The sequence below is a fragment of the Cystobacter fuscus genome, from assembly GCF_044360685.1.
Lineage (GTDB): Bacteria > Myxococcota > Myxococcia > Myxococcales > Myxococcaceae > Cystobacter > Cystobacter fuscus_C.
Genome location: NZ_CP043491.1, coordinates 9151424 through 9166916, shown reverse-complemented (window position 1 = coordinate 9166916; position 15493 = coordinate 9151424). Strand labels below are relative to the sequence as shown.

Below are 15493 nucleotides of genomic sequence, written 5' to 3'. Positions count from 1 at the left end.
CGCGGAGGCTCAGGGCGTGGTCTTCAAGCCATACGACAGGCGCAGCAGGTCGGGAGGGTATTCCGGTGTCGACACGCTGGGGCGCCTGGCGAAGCGTTCGTACCAGCCAATGAGCTTCGTGCAGTCGGCTGGCAGTGCGACTCCATAGAAGCCCTTGGCGAATTGGAACAGCGCCATGGCCATGCAGTCGGCGATCGTCACCTTGTCGCCGGTCAGGAAGGGCGCATCGGCCATCAGGGTGTCGAGCAGCCGGATCCTCTTGCCATACCCCTCGGCCGCCATGGCCGCCGCCTCCGCGCTCTGGGGCTCAAGCCCCGCGAACACGGGGCTGCCCTTGTGGCACCAGATCCCGAAGAAGGTGCTCGCCTCGTCGATGAGCGCCATGAGCTCGCGCGTCGCGGCTCGCGCCGCCGGGGTCTCGCCCATCAGGTTCGGTTCCGGGAAGCACTCCTCGAGGTACTCGAGGATCGCCTGGGATTGCCGGATGACGAGGCCGTCCTCGGTCTCGAGGACTGGAACCGTGCCCAGGGGGCTCAGCTCGTGGACGCGGGTCATTGTCCTGGGGTTTGTCGGATCGATGTCGAGCAGTTGGACGCCACGGATTGCCTTCTCCGCGAGATAGAGGGTGACACGCCGGGGATAGAGCCCCCACGAGAAGTGGTGGAGTTTCATACCGGTAGGCTGGCCTGCGAGGTGAGCAAGGGTCATGACCCAGAGATAGCGAAGGGGGCTGGCTCGCGGGATGGCGGGCTTTTACCCGGGCTCGGCGTTTCTTTCGGTGCCTCCGCGGGACTCGCCTGGACGTCCGAGTGCTGGCCTTGGTGTTTCAATTCATGCGGCACGCCGGTAACGGCAACCTGCGAGCTACTGAGCGAGCACCTGTCCGGTGCGCATGGGACTCGTGCTCTTCCCGCCGCGGGACGAACCGCACTAACATTCCGGCGCGTGGGGACCCGGGATGAACCCAGGGGTTCCCACCTGGAGCCGGACATGAGCACTGAATCGAAGAAGCCGTCGTTGTATGAGCGGCTGGGGGGCATCTATGCCATCGCCGCCGTGGTGGACACCTTCATCGACCGCATCATGGTCGACCCCACGTTGAACGCGAACCCGCTGGTGGATGAGGCGCATCACCGCGTGTCCAAGGCCGGCTTCAAGTACCTGGTCACGGAGATGGTGGGCCAGGTAACGGGCGGTCCCCAGCGCTACACGGGGCGCTCGATGCTGGAGTCGCATGCGCACCTGAACATCTCCGCCGCCGAGTGGGAGGTGTTCGCCGCCCACTTCAAGGCGGTGTTGGAGCAGTACAACGTTCCGGCCGCCGAGCAGCAGGAGCTCTTCGCCATCGTGGGCAGCACCCGTCCGGACATCGTGGTGGAGCGTCCGGTGGCCAAGGCCAGCTGAGCCCGTCGTGCTCCCCAGCGGGTTCGAATCCCGTCGGGGATAACCTGGTAGGTCCCGCTCAGGCGGGCAGGGTGAAGCGGTAGACGACTTCCGCGTCACCTCGGCTGAAGCCCTTGAGCACCTCGTGCGGAATCTCCTTTCCGCTCAGGTAGGTGAGCCCGCCGGACGCGAAGCCCATCACCGACAGCTCGAAGTAGATATGGGGCTGGGGCACGCCGGTGATTCGCAGCTCCACCTGAGGGCCGATGATCTGCGCCGACAGATCGCCCGCGGTGAAGTACCCCTTCCAGATGCCCGGGGTGAACAGCGCGAAGCGCCGGTAGTCCCCCGGGGTGAACAGGGACCTGAGCTGACCCTGGCGCAGCGCATACTCGGCGGACTTCAGGCCGTATTTCCAGTAGGCCTGGGCGTCCCCCGCGTAGAACTGCTGGGTCATGGCGTCGTTGAGCCGCAGGAAGGCATCCGCCGGAATGCGCGTCACTGGCATCACGGGCTGGGCGAAGACGGGATCCCGCTTCGCCTGCTCGGCGAGAAATGCGAGCCAGCGCTCCCTTCCGAAGGTCTGCTCCGCCTGGAGTTGCCGAGCCAGGAACGCGACGCCTTTGACATCCATCCGTGTGCCTCCGTTTCCGTCCGGCCGCTTGATATCACACGGGCCTGGCCGGGGTTACCGGTTAATCTGCTCTGGAACGCGCCCTCGTGCGATACGCGGTGCGACACGAATCCCACAGCCGCTGAGAAGAACCCGTTCAGTGGCCACGAGGGTGCCTGGCGAGGACCCGGCTCACTTCTTCCCGAGCATGGGGATGCCGCTGCGAGCCGTACCGATCCTCAAGGGGTTGCGCGCCCGCCAATCGCCGGGAAGCGCTCGTAGGCCCGTTTGAGCGCGTCCAGGTGGGCGGGGTTGTCCAGGTCGAGCGGCGCCTCGGTGAGCCCGACCACCCACCCGCCCGTCGCGGTACGCCGTGAGCGCGAAAGCAGGTCCGCATCACGGGCGGGATCCGGAAAGCCGATGGCGCGTGCGGCAGCATCCGACCAGTAGTTGAGCCACCCGAGGAAGTGCGGAATCTCAGGCGCGGGGATGTCCCATGGGAGTTTGAGCGAGGGCAGCCCTTTCGGCGGGACATGCGGCTCATCCCCCGGGTGGCGAAACTGCTGCGCCACTGTCTCGGCCACCCCATCTGGATCCATGTGTCCCCAGATCGCGCGAGCGCCCTCCGCTACGGCTTCCAGCGCATCCGCTGCCGCCGCGATACCTGCTTCGTCGTGTGGCAGCCTCGCGTGGACTTCAAAGTGTGGCGTCATGTCCGCGGCAAGACCTCTCGCGTTCTCCCATCCGGTAAGCGTCACGACGCGATTCTCGTCGTCATTGCAGAGGAACGGAAACCCGTTGTCTGTCCTGTCTGTCGCGACCCACTCATCACGGTGCGGCAATGCAATGAGGTCGTCCTTTTCAGAAGTCGTCCACCCCAGCCGCAAGCCGGGAACCGCGCGCTCCATTCCATGGACGATGTCAAGAGGGCGCCCATCGTCACCCACAAGCGCAGGTGCGTAGACGGTAAGGTATAAAGATATTTGTGTGGTTGCCATCTCAGCACCAATCCATGACGACAACTTTGAGGGTGCGGTCTAACTTGAACAACATGGCTTTGTGCGCGGCGCTTTTGACGCCAACGATGAAGTTATACCCACACTGTCTGGCGAGCCTGTCCTCACGTTGTAATTCCGGCGACTTGACCCTAGCCAGAAAATCCTGGGACCGAGACGAGTGTTTGTCGAAGTCATCCGTCTTGACGTCCCACAGTGTGCGCGTGGCCAGTTGCAGTGCGTCGAAGTTCTTCCCATTCACGAACACATCCCAACCGGGGAAGCTGTTGTTCGGCATCAGGTCGGCGCATTTGTTGTGCGGAGCATTCCCGCCCAGGTGCTTCACCGGAACGGGTACGCATTTCGGGTCATCTTCCTCCACGAGGGCGGACGCGGGTTGCATCTGCGGCGAGGGCTTCCGGGCCGCTGCTTTCGCCGGACGAGGCTGGGCCTCAAGTTCCACCATGAGCTGCCGCGAGGACTCCGAGACTTCCCGCAGCCGAGTCTCGAACTCCCGTTGAGCGTCGACCCAGGGCGGGCGACGGTCAGACTCTGGCCCGGCGGTTCTGGAGGGCCAGAGCAGGACGAGGGCCATGAGCACCGGGCCCACCCTGGAGAGCGCTAAAGGGGCCTCGCTTGCGCGTCCAGCCTCGGCTCCCCTTGCCACCTCGGCGGCTTGCCCGCTCGTCCTCGCGGCGCGGGAGAAGCGCTCGAAGGCCCGTTCCGCTGCGGTGAGCTTGCGGTCCAGCTGTTCCCACTGACGCGGCTCCAGGTCTTGGCGTGCCCGCGACAGCAGTGCCCTGGCCTGGTCCAGGTCCGCCTTTCCGATCCACGACTGTTCCGGTGCCGGCTCCATCGGCGCGGAAACGAGCCGGATGCGCGGGCCCGAAGTGGGAGTCGACGCGAAGGCGTGGGGCCGTGGCATCGGCCGCGGGGCGGGCGCGCTTGCGCAGGCGGTGAGCAGCACCAGGAGCGCGCTCCAAGTCATCCGCGCGTAGCGGCGGGCGATGCCGCGGCCCGCGCGCACGAAGGGGTGCTGGTCCACGGCGGCCACCTCCTCGCACGCCACCTCCTCGCTCACGCCGGCCGAGCGCGGCGCGGTGGCGACCTCCTCGGCGGCGGCCCCCTGGGCGAGGTTCTCCGCCAGCCACTGTTGCCACTCGGGGGAGAGACGGGAGATGGCTGAAGGCATGGGGCGTCCCGCGGCGGGTTGGAGGCGTCAGGCCATCCAACCAGACCGCGCGGGCCGTCTCCATGGGCATGTTCAGGGACTCCCTGGACCCCGGCTCACGGGGCCCCGCTGCCTTGGCGCGGGCGGGCCGCACTGTCTGGTTTCGCCAGCCCCTCGAGTCTCGTTGCTCACGAACCCGAGACAGCCCACGCCCGCCGCTGCCATTCTCGGCCCCATGAGGATGCCCACCCCTGTCGACGAGTCGCCCGCGAGCAAGCCGCTCGAGCTGGTGACGATTCCCGTTCCCCCGTCCGAGTCCGGTGTCCGGCGCGCCGCGCGCTTCGCCGCGCCCGGCGAGAAGCGCACGCGCTACCACCTGCCCGAGTCGCTCGAGTCCGCCTCGCCCGTCGGCTACCGCACTCGCGTCTCGCTCTCCCGGGAAGAGGCCGGCACGCTGCTGTCGCTGCTCTCGCGGCCGAGGCCGTCCCGCTTCGTCCCGGGCCCCGCCCCCACCGAGCGCGAGCTCTTCGAGGAGTGCTCTCTCGGGGTGCTCTCCGCGAGGCAGTCCACCAACTTCCGCGGGCAGCGCGAGGTGCTCCTCGGCCCCGAGGACTCCGCGCGGGCCGCCTCCCTGCTGCGGCGCATCGGCCGCGCGGAGGCCCCCGTGCTCGACGGCGCCGCCTTCACCCACGTCGTGCTCGCGCGCCCCTACCGCACCCCCTTCACCTTCCTGCTCACCTTCGTCGGCCACAAGCCCCTGACCAGCCTGCTCACCGTGCCGCTGCGTGCCTGGGCCAAGCGCTTCCGCCACGCGGACGACATCCCCACCGTCGGCTACCTCAAGGAGCTGCACCTGGGCGTGCTCGCGGACGCCATGGAGCGCGCGGCGGTGATCGCCTCCGCGGGGACCCGGGCCGCCCAGGTCTTCCTGGCGCCCTTCGAGCGGCCCGCGGACGCGGCGGCCCTGCGGGAGCTGGAGACCCTGGTGGGGCTCACCCCGGCGGAGCGCGCGGCGGGCTGGCGCGTGTCGCTGGTGGCCCAGGTGGGCCACGTGCCCGAGGCGGAGCGCGTGCCGATGGAGCGCGCCACGGCGCGGCGCCTGGGCGCGGCGCTGCTCGCCCTGCGCAGCGAGCGCATCCAACCCGGCGTCAACGCCGAGCCGAGCGCCCCCGCGGCCTATCAGACGCGCCAGCCCCTGGACGTGCCCGACGAGCTGACGGTGCAGGCGGGCCGCGCGGCCTACAATGCCTTCGTCCGGTTCACCGGGGTGTCGCGCGAGCGGGCCAAGGAGCTGATGCTGCTCGAGCGCATCGATGTGCTCACGCCCCAGGGCAGGGAGCGGTTGCGCGAGGTGCGCGAGGAGTTGGAGCGAATCACCGACAAGATCATCGCCCGGCTGCCGCTGTGGGCGGACCTGGCGCTCGGGCGTGCGCTCTCGCGCAACAGCGCGCGGGGGCGCAAGGCCTTCGCGCTGGCGGGCCAACGCATCTACGTGGGAGGGCTGTCGCGCCGCGAGGTGGAGCGCTCGGGGCTGTCCTTCGCCCACGCGGTGCGTGCCTTCGGGGCGGCGGCGGCCCGTGGCGCGCTGGTGGCCGAGGTGGCCGGCACGACGGAGATTCCCGAGGGGTGTGATCTCCGCGGGGGCGTGTGTCTGATGGCGGGGCCGGTGAACCAGAACGACATCGGCAAGCAGTTCTTCGGCGGCAGGGATCTGCTCGAGCAGGCGTTCGCCGGGCGCGAGCCGACGAGTCTGTTGGTGTGGACGTTCAAGGCCAAGACGGTGGCCGACCCGATTGGCAACGAGCAGCAGTTGCTGGACGCCGCGCGCAAGGGGGCGCTCGTGGACTTGAGGCCGGGGCCGCACGACGTGGTCGCGGTGCGGCGCGGGACGGTGCTCGGGCCCATGCGCCGCAGTGGGGGCCGGGTGAATGCCGAGCGGGCGTTCGGGGATGTGGGCAACTTCGTGACCGACCCCGAGGGCCGCGAGATTGCCGGCAACCGGGGCACGCCCTGGCCCGCGGACGAAGCGGACGCTCCCGTGTGGCCGGGCGGCGCGCGGTAGGGCCCCTCGTCCACGCCCCGCTCCCAGCGCCTGTCCGCGGGTGCTGGGCGCTCTGTCCGGCGGGTGTCGCGGGCTGTGCGCTCCCCGACCCCCACGGGCAGTGCTCCTGCCGCCTGGACGACAATCGCGTGTGCCTTATCTCAAAAGAGACACTTGGCAGGGCCCTGTCCTGGGGGGACGTGTTTTTTGGGGTTAGTCTGTATTCCTGGTTGAGCTGGGAATTTCCTTCCGGGCTCACCCGAGAAGGCCTTGGCGGGGGCCGCGTGGTTTTCTGTCTGTCAATGGGGGGATGGAGTCATGAAGCCTGCAAGTGGAGATGAGAGCGTTTCGCTCATGGGTCGGCTCGCGCGTTCCCGGGCATGGAGGGCGCTGCTCCTCGGAGCCCAGGTGCTCTTTCTCTGGGCGGCGAGTCCTGGCTGTGGCCACAGCGAAGTGGAGCCGCCTGGCCAGGAGCCAGGGTTGTCCAGCACGGTGGAGAATCCATTGTGGTCCACCAACAGCATGACTCCCAATGGGCTCATCATGAATGGGCTCATCATGAATGGGCTCTCCACCAATGGGCTCATCATGAATGGGTTGATGACGAGCGGGCTGAGTAGCGCGACGTTCAAGGATTGGTTCAATGCCAACCCGGAGGGCTACTCCAGCATGGTCATGAGGTACGTGGTCGGCTGCGCGGTGCAGAGCGGACAGGGCCGCACGTGGACCAACCCACTCACCAAGGTGAGCTATACCTGGAATGGGGTGCTCGGGCTCACGCCGGACTGGGCCAGCGGGCTGCCCGCGACGGAGCGGGAGCAGCAGCTCCTCACGGCCTGTCTGGCGGCCCACGTCAACAAGTACGGCCTGCAGGTGCTCGTCTCGGTGCAGGGCCTGAATGCCAAGGGGATTGCCCTCCCCCGGGAGACCAACGAACTCACCACGTTCTCCGTGTTGGAGGGGGCCTTCTTCGGAAACCTGGCCGCGGGGGGCTCCGCGTATGTCTGCCGGGGCTCCAACCTGGATGGAACGCAGAGCAGTCTCCGGGCCTGTGGGCTCGCTTCCCAGGACTACGGCGTGAGCGTGGAGTGCCCGCCGCTCGTCCACGTGGGCCCCTGCGCGATCTACTGCACGTTCGACTCCACGAGGACCTACTACACGCAATGCACCTATGGCGGGAAGACGTACGCCCCGCTCACCACCCGCCTCCGGGCCACGGACATCTACAAGTGCGGGGATGGCGTCTGCCAGGTGTCGGAGTCGTGCGGCTCCGGGTCGCATTACAACAACTGCAGTGACTGCGGCGCCAGCCGGTGAAGACAGGCGTGCTCACGCCGTTTCCGGGAGGCTCGCCCGCTCCAGGCTATGCCGCAGCCGTGCCCGCATGAGATTGGGAATGAGGGCGGCGCGGCGCAGGGCCTCCTCCAGCAGGCTCACCGCCTCCTCGCGCCCGCCCCGGCGTAGCCGCGCCAGGGCTCGCAGCTCCAGCACCTCCAGCGGCTCCTGCTCCGTCGAGCACCGGTCACAACGGGTCTGGAGCTCGCGCCATTCCTCGGGGCTCGCCTCGCGGGTGGCCAGCTCCACCGAGTGCAGGAGCACCTCCTCGGCGGGACTGAAGCGGGCCCCGACGCGCTCCACCTCCTGGCTCACCGCGGTGAACACCTCGCGGGCCCGCGCGTCCTCCCCGGAGAACGCCAGCACCCGCGCCTCCAGCAACAAGGCCCAAGGCCGGGGCGCCACCTCCGGATAGCGCCGCTCCAGCTCGATGGCGCGGGTGATGTGGGGCCGCGCCGCCCGTGTGTCTCCCGCCTGGTAGAGCAACTCCCCCATGTTGTACTCGGCGAAGTACTCCCAGCCCACCATGCCCAGCTCGCGCCCCAGTTGCATGACGCGCTCCTGGTCCCTCAACGCGCTCTGCAAGTCCTCGCGCGCCACCCAGAGGTTGCGGCGGTTGTTGATGGCGCTGCCCAGGTGGAGCCGGTCTCCCCGCCGGTCGCACGCGGCGATGACCTCCTCGAAGATGAGTCCGGCCTCGTCGATGCGGCCCAGCGTGGGGAGGATGGCGGCCAGCAGCAACAGGGACACCACCAGCGACTCGTACCCGGCGTCGCCCAACCCGCGCGCGCGCGTGGCGGCCTCCTCCAGAAGGGCACGGGCTTCCTCCCAGAGGCCCTTGCGCAGCTGCGCGCGCCCCAGTCCCAGCAGCACCCGCGCCTCGAGCAGGGCGGAGCACAGTCCGGCGGAGAGCAGCAGCCGCCGCGCCTCCACGACCCGGGCCTCGGAACGGCCATAGTCGTTCATCCAGTCCAGGGCCATGGACTCGTCCAGCAGCAGTCCCACCTCCTCGCCCACGGCCCCCATGCGCTGGGCCAGTTTCCTGGCCTCGGCGAAGTCCGCCAGCGAGTCCTCGTAGCGCCCCACGCGGTAGCGCATGAGGCCCCGTCCGCGCAGGGCGAGGCGGCGGCGCCAATCATCCCCCTCTTCCAACAGCTCCAGTTTCCGGGTGTAGGTGGACTCGGCCTCCAGGTAGGCGTGGCGCGCACGGGCGGAATCCGCCAGGTCGGCGTAGATCGCGGCGGCCTCCTGGCGCAGGCCGGCGGCGGCGGCGTGGTGGGCCAGCCGGGGCATGCGCTGGCGTTCCCCGCTCCGCAGCTCGCGCCTGTGGTGGCGGTAGGCCGCCCGGTGGATGCGCGTTTGATCCTGCTTGGGCAGGGAGCGTGCCACCGTGGTGCGCAGCAGCTCGTTGCGGAAGCCGAGGTTGCCCCTGCCGTCATCCACCAGGAGTCCCAGCTCCAGCAGCCGGCGGGTGGCGTGGCGGGGATCCAACGGGAAGTCCTGCGCGCCCCCGTCGCGATCCAGCTCCCGCACCACGTCCTCGGTCTCCTCGAGGGTGAAGTCCGGGCCGAGCAGCGCGCACAGCCGCGCGTGCGCGGCGAGCTCCACGGGCAGGGTGTTCAGCTCGCGCTCCACCAGCCACTCCACCAGGTGCAGCTCCGGAATCCGGTCCAGCTCGTCCGTGGCCAGGTACCAGCTGCCACCACTGGAGTGCTGGCGCACCAGTCCCTGACGCTTGAGGCCCCGCATCAGCTCCACGATGAGCAGGGGAACGCGCTGGGCGTGGTGGGCGAGCCGCGCCAGTGCCTCGGCGGGGATGTTCTCCGCCGGGTGGAGGTGCTGGCGGCACAGCTCCATCGCGCTGGCCAGGGACAGGGGCTCAAGCTCGAGGCGGCGGTGGTGCTCGGCGCGCGTGCCCGAGGAGGGACGGCCCCGCGCGAAGCCCGAGCGGGCCAGCACGCACACCCAGAGGGGATGGCGGGTGCCGGCGCGTGTCGCGTACTCCAGCGCGTCCAGGACCGTCTCCTCGGCGTAGTGGGCATCGTCGAGGATGAAGCACAGGGGCTGGCGGCGGGCGCGCGCGGCCAGCAGCTCGCCCGCGGCGCGCATGGCCAGCGAGCGCAGCGCACCGGGCGCCGCGGCCCGGCTGCGCACCTCGGAGGCCGTGTGGGTCAGCCAGCCCAGGGCGGAGGCCACGCCGGGCCACAGCTCCGTGCACAGCCCGGGCCCCAGCAACTCGAGGCAGGTGGCCCGGCCGAGCTCCTCGGGGAGCTGCTTCTCCAGCCAGGCGCGGCCGAGCGCGGCGCGGATCAGCATGCGCAGCGAGCCCTCCAGGCTGCCCTGGATGGGTTGCCGGGCCCGCCAGGAGTACACCCGCGCGTGGGGCAGCCGGACCTGGAGCCGTTGGACGAGGGTGGCGCCCAGGTGGCTCTTGCCGAGGCCCCAGTCCCCCACCACGGTGACGAGCGTGGGCGCCTGCTCCTCCAGGGCCAGGCTCGCGCTGTGCTCCAGTTGCGCGAGCTCCTCGTCGCGGCCCACCAGCTCCCCGCTCTCGAGGCTCAGGTCGGTGACCTCCTGGGGGGCGACCGCGAGCGTGGCGATCCGGAAGAGACCTGGCCGCTCGGGGACGGGGACGCACCGCTTCTCGGGCAGGGCATCCACCGCGACACGGGTGAGCAGGAGGGGAGGGTCGTCGTCCTGTCCGAGCTCGTGTTCGTTCCGGGAGAGGGCATTGCCCAGGTAGCGCGGTGGACCTCCGGGGCGCGGCTGGACCACCACGGACAGCAGATCCAACAGCGTGGCCGTCGCCAGCTCCTGGGTCACGAGTCCCTCCGCGGCACGCAGGGCGCGCTGCTGGGGCTTGTCGCCCGCGTCCGGATCGAACACGCCGGCGAACCGGGTGTCTTCGTGGAAGGCCAGGTGTCCGCCGAAACTGGCGAGCACCTTCTGGAGGGTGACGGGGGTGGCGACGGAGCGGAAGAAGAGCACCGCGACGGTGCGCCGGCGGGGCACGGGGTGCACCAGCCGCAGGTGGGGTGGGGGCGTCAGGGCGCGAGGGCGCGGCTGCTCCTCGCGGGACAGGGCCTCCCGGAGCGCGCCTCCGACGTCCTCCGCGCGCCCGAAGCGCCGGTCGCGCTCCTTGACGAGGCAGCGCAACACCACCTGCTCGAGCGACTCGGGGACGGGGGCCAGCTCTCCGGGCCGGAGGGGACGGCGCGAGACGTGGGCCTGGAGCACCTCCGCTTGCTGGCCGAAGAAGGGCGGCTGTCCGGTGAGCATCTCGTAGAGGATGACGCCCAGGGCGTAGAGGTCCGCGCGCGCGTCCAGGTCCGCTCGCCCCTCGCATTGCTCGGGCGCCATGTACTCGGCCGTTCCCGCGAAGGCGCCTTCGGAGGGGATGAACCCGGTGCCCTCGGGCATCGACTCCACCGGGACGTGCAGCGCGCGCGACAGGCCGAAGTCGAAGAAGCCGGCCCGGCCCGTCGTGTCGTCGTAATAGATGTTTTCCGGTTTGAGATCGCCGTGGACGAAGCCGCGCGCGTGCACCACCGCCAGTGCTTCCACCAGGGCCAGGGCACATCGGGCGAACATGTCGGTGGGCAGGGGGCCGCCCCGCCGTGCCAGCAGCTCGGCCAGCGTGGGCTGGGCGATGAGCTGCATGGCGATGTACGGCACGTCCTTGGCGAAGAAGGTGCCCACCTCATACACCTCGGGGACGGTGGGGGGCCCCAGGGCGCGCAGCACGGCGGCTTCCCGGTGCAGCTGCGCCCACGCCAGTGGGGACTCCGGGTGGGCCACCTTGAGGGCCACCCGCTCCCCGTCCTGTTCCCGGCGCGCGAGCACGAGTGTGCCGAAGCCCCCCCGCGCCATCACCTCTTCCAGGTGGTAGCCGGCAATGGCGAACGGGGGCGGGGCGCGTTCACGCGCGAGGTGCGGCTCTTCCATGGGGGGGTCTCCACGAGGACAGTCCGTGTGGGTTCCCGCCCATCGTCGTCCGCAAGTCTGGCAACGCATCACGACGGGGATTCTGCCAGGATTGGCTGACTCGGGATCCGACCGCTCCCGGGGCGGCCCTCTTCACGGACAGTCAACCGACCGCCGCCCGACAGTTTCAGGGAGAGAGCGGGGGCCGTGCAGCCAGACGGTGCGCTGGGGAGTCGTCGAGAGAGGCTGCCCGGTATGCAGCTGGCCGCCCACGAACAGCGTCTGATCCGAGGTCAGCGGCGTCACGGTCACTCTCCAGGGAAGCGCCCCGGGCAGGTGACCCACCAGATTCCAGTTCGTCTTGAACGGGTCGAACGCACGCATCCTCCACTCCGAGGCGTCGGTGCCGAAGAGCACCTGGCCCGAGTGCAGCGGGTGGAGGGCGAAGCGGGCGGGAGTGGCCGACGTCGCATCCTGCGCGGGAATCCAGGTATTCGACTCGGGCTGGTAGAACTCCGCGGACACGCTCCCTCGCGGATGCTTCCGGTAGAGGCACAGCACCTTGCCGGAGGAGAGCAGGGCGAGCGACATGTCGACGGCCTTCTCCGTCATCCTCGGCCCGCCCAGGGTCATCCAGGTGTTGGTGCCAGGGTTGTAGCTCCATGCGCCCGAGGCGGTGTCGGGAGGGGACCCGTTCCGGCCGGGGAGGGTGCGCGTGCCGACCACCAGGACCTTGCCCGAGGGCAGAAGGAGGGCGTCGTCCAGGGCGACTCCGGAGGGGAGCGCGGCGGCCGGGCTCCAGGCGTTCTCCTCCGGGTCATAGAGCGCGCTGCGCGGCTGTCCCGCCGCATCCAGTCCCAGCAGGAGGACCTTTCCGGACTCGAGCAGGACGGAGTGCTTCAAGTGCGTCATCTCCCCCAGCTCCGAGACCACCGTCCACGTGCCCGCCGAGGGCGCGTAGAGTTCCAGGCTGGTGGCGGCTCGCGGCTCGGAGGAGCCTTCGGCGGCCCAGCGCCCGCCGACGACGAGCACCTCGCCGGAGGCAAGCAGGTGGGCCTGGTGCTCGAAGCGGGGTTGGCTCAGCGCTCCGGTGGGCGCCCACGTCTGGGTCGAGGGCTCATACAGCTCGGCGGAGGACTCCAGGACGGAGGGAACGGCGGCCTCGGCCGGAGTCTGGGTGTTGACGAACTCGGACACGCCTCCCACCACGAGCACCTGGCCCGAGGCGAGCCGCGTGGCCGTGTGGCCCACACGGGGCCGGCTCATGGGCGCGCTCTCGTTCACCGCGCAGCGGAACAGCTCGGTCTCCTGGAAGTGGAACTCGGCGGACGCGCTCCGCCCCCGCTCATCGGTGAGCGTCGCCGTCACGACGGGCATCGGCGCGCCCTCCGGGATGCAGTTGGGGGCCTTCCAGTCTGCGGTGACGGATGACTCGGCATCATGCGGCTTCACGGTGCCGGCCGTGGCCGTCCAGTGGAGGGTGAAGGGCGCTCCCACTTCGTAGGAGACGCTCAACCTCACGTCCTCTCCACCGGACAGGCTGGTCGTGGACCGGTAGCCGACGCCGAGGGTGGGCTCCTGGAGCCCCGGGCATCCCGTGGTGAGTGTGAGCGCTGCCCCCAGCCACAGCGCGGGCGCGGCCGACAGTCTTCGTGACTTCCTCATCGATTTTCCCCCCTCTGGGTATGGCCGGGCCGCTGCGCGCGGACCCGGCTCCGCGTGGACGGCCACCTCGCCGCCACGTGACGCCTCCCTGGTGGCAGAGGGGGCGAGCTGTCCACACAATTCCGTACTACGAGAAAATTGTGATTTGACAGTAATTCCGAATTCTTGGAAAGTGAGGAGAAAGGTCGACATCGTGTCGAACCGGAGGAACCCGCAATGCGTATTCGCCGACTCGTCTCCGTCCTCCCCTTCGTGCTCCTGGGCAGTGCTTGCGGTGTCGACATGGATGCCGACACCCAGACCTCCCTGGGAGAGCAGGACAGCAGCCTGGTCTCCCAGGTCGATGACGGACAGGGCCTGAGGCAGCTCAAGGCGCAGCGTCCCGAGTTCCTCCAGGAGGCGGGGGAGCTGTCCTTCAAGCGCGCGCTGGTCGACTCGCGCGGCCAGAAGCACGAGCGCCTGTCGCAGACCTTCAAGGGCGTGCCGGTGTTCGGCGCCCAGGCCATCGTCCACCTCAAGGGGGATGGCTCCATCGCGTCCATCACGGATCGGCTCGCCCGCGGCCTCAAGGTCGACACCACCCCGCGGCTGCGCGCGGACGAGGCCACGCAACTGGCGGTGGGCCACGCGGGCGGCCCGAGCCTGCTGGGCGCCGCGCCCAAGGCGGACCTGCAGATCCTCCCCGACAGCAAGGGGGCCCGGCTGACCTGGCGGGTGCAGCTCGAGACGGTCACTGCCAAGGGCGAGCCCTCGATGCCCAACCTCTTCATCGACGCGCACACGGGTGAGCTCGTCCAGCAGTTCGACAACCTGAAGACGGCGCGCAACCGCAAGACCTATACCGCCGGCACCCGCACGACGCTGCCCGGTACGCTGGTGCGCTCGGAGGGGCAGGGGCCCTCGGGGGACGCGGTGCTGGACATGGCCCACGACAACGCGGGCATCACGTACGACTTCTATTTCAGCAAGTTCGGCCGTGACAGCTACAACGGCACCGGTGGCACCCTCAGCTCGTCCGTCCACTACAGCAAGAACTACGTGAACGCGTACTGGGACGGCACGCAGATGGTCTACGGAGACGGCGATGGCGTGGACTCCTCGCCGCTGACGGTGCTCGACGTGGTGGGCCATGAGCTCACCCACGCCGTCACCGACACCTCCTCGGATCTCATCTACTCGAACGAGTCGGGCGCCCTCAACGAGGCCATGTCCGACGTCTTCGGCGCCGCCATCGAGGCGTACCGGGACGGCGCGGTCAGCGCCAACACGTGGAAGATTGGCGAGGAGTGCTGGACCCCGGCCACCCCGGGCGATGCGCTGCGCTACATGAACGATCCGGCCACCGCGGGGGACTACGACTACTACCCGACGCGCTACACGGGCACCTCGGACAACGGCGGCGTGCACTGGAACTCGGGCATCGCCAACCTGGCCTTCCACCTGATGGTCTCCGGCGGCACCCACCCGCGCGGCAAGACGAGCAACGTGGTGCCGGCACTCGACGCGGCCGACGCCTACAACAGCATCCAGAAGGGCGCGGCCATCTTCTACCGCGCCAACACGGTGTACCTGACCCCGAGCAGCACCTTCGCCGACGCGCGCACCGCCACGGCGCAGGCCGCCGCCGATCTCTACGGCGCGGGCTCGAGCGCCGTCACCTCGGTCAACGAGGCCTGGAGCGCGGTGGGCGTGGCGCCCGCCCCGGTGTGGACGGCGTTCTCCACCCTGACCAACCTCTCCGGCGCCCGGAGCAGCTCGACGAACTACAGCTTCGTCACGCCGGCGGGGGCGACCGCCATCAAGTTCGAGATGTCCGGCGGCTCGGGTGACGCCGACCTGTACGTGAAGTTCGGCAGCGCGCCCACCACGACGAGCTACGACTGCCGCCCCTACGCCTCGGGCAACAGCGAGTCCTGCTCCTTCAACCCGGCCAGGCAGGGCACGTACTACGTCCTGATCCGCGGCTACTCGGCCTACTCCGGCGTGACCCTCAAGGCGAGCTCCGCGCAGTAGGCCCGGACGCTCCGCCGCATCCCTTCCGGCGCGGTCGCCTCTCCTGGCGGTCGCGCCGGTTGTCTTTGGGGACTCCCGTGAGCGGCCCATGGCCTGGGGGCACTCTGGGGCTGGTGTCAAGATCTACTGGACATGTCCTGAGTCAGGACAGGGGGGTGCACCGCCGGATTCTCCCGCACTTCCAGGGGGTTGGCGGCTTGGATGTCAAGGTTCCATACAGATTCGGGGGCCGACTGCGACATCCATGCACCAGGGGATGTGCTCGCACCCCCAATCATTAGATGGACTTGCGGCTCTTTAGCAAATGGCATGGATTCTGCTCGAACCCGGGAGCGGCCGCGGTGGCATCTCCG

10 protein-coding genes are annotated in these 15493 nt (G+C 69.5%); 4 read left to right on the top strand and 6 right to left on the bottom strand.

The features are described from left to right. Positions 1–9: 9 nt before the first annotated feature. Positions 10–672 (bottom strand): glutathione S-transferase family protein, encoded by a 663-nt coding sequence (locus F0U63_RS37490; RefSeq protein ID WP_395837762.1) that lies wholly within the window; start codon positions 670–672, stop codon positions 10–12. A gap of 318 nt (positions 673–990) precedes the next feature. On the opposite strand from F0U63_RS37490, the gene F0U63_RS37485 reads away from it, so the two are divergent. Next, on the top strand, positions 991–1404 hold the full coding sequence (locus tag F0U63_RS37485) for a group 1 truncated hemoglobin (protein ID WP_395837760.1): 414 nt from the start codon (positions 991–993) through the stop codon (positions 1402–1404). A gap of 58 nt (positions 1405–1462) precedes the next feature. Here F0U63_RS37485 and F0U63_RS37480 read toward each other — a convergent pair whose 3' ends face one another. The 3 genes from F0U63_RS37480 to F0U63_RS37470 all read right to left on the bottom strand — a co-directional run bounded on the left by F0U63_RS37480 (position 1463) and on the right by F0U63_RS37470 (position 4183). Continuing rightward, entirely contained in the window at positions 1463–2017 is a 555-nt protein-coding gene (locus tag F0U63_RS37480) for a hypothetical protein (protein WP_395837758.1), read from the bottom strand. 218 nt (positions 2018–2235) lie between these two features. Next, positions 2236–2994: a DUF5953 family protein gene (locus F0U63_RS37475; RefSeq protein WP_395837756.1), complete on the bottom strand. Its 759-nt coding sequence runs from the start codon at positions 2992–2994 to the stop codon at positions 2236–2238. A gap of 1 nt (position 2995) precedes the next feature. Next, entirely contained in the window at positions 2996–4183 is a 1188-nt protein-coding gene (locus F0U63_RS37470) for a DUF6310 domain-containing protein (RefSeq protein ID WP_395837754.1), read from the bottom strand. Between the two features lie 220 nt (positions 4184–4403). Here F0U63_RS37470 and F0U63_RS37465 point away from each other — a divergent pair, with 220 nt between their 5' ends. Both F0U63_RS37465 and F0U63_RS37460 read left to right on the top strand, forming a co-directional pair. Further along, positions 4404–6224, top strand: coding sequence for a hypothetical protein (locus F0U63_RS37465; RefSeq protein WP_395837751.1), 1821 nt, complete (start codon positions 4404–4406; stop codon positions 6222–6224). Between the two features lie 459 nt (positions 6225–6683). Next, complete coding sequence (locus F0U63_RS37460; protein ID WP_395837749.1) at positions 6684–7520, top strand: hypothetical protein; 837 nt, start codon at positions 6684–6686, stop codon at positions 7518–7520. 12 nt (positions 7521–7532) lie between these two features. On the opposite strand, the gene F0U63_RS37455 is transcribed toward F0U63_RS37460, so the two are convergent. Both F0U63_RS37455 and F0U63_RS37450 read right to left on the bottom strand, forming a co-directional pair. Continuing rightward, positions 7533–11483, bottom strand: coding sequence for a serine/threonine-protein kinase PknK (locus F0U63_RS37455; RefSeq protein ID WP_395837747.1), 3951 nt, complete (start codon positions 11481–11483; stop codon positions 7533–7535). A gap of 132 nt (positions 11484–11615) precedes the next feature. Next, positions 11616–13127: a Kelch repeat-containing protein gene (locus F0U63_RS37450; protein ID WP_395837745.1), complete on the bottom strand. Its 1512-nt coding sequence runs from the start codon at positions 13125–13127 to the stop codon at positions 11616–11618. A gap of 216 nt (positions 13128–13343) precedes the next feature. Here F0U63_RS37450 and F0U63_RS37445 point away from each other — a divergent pair, with 216 nt between their 5' ends. Further along, on the top strand, positions 13344–15140 hold the full coding sequence (locus F0U63_RS37445) for a M4 family metallopeptidase (protein WP_395837743.1): 1797 nt from the start codon (positions 13344–13346) through the stop codon (positions 15138–15140). Positions 15141–15493 lie beyond the last annotated feature (353 nt).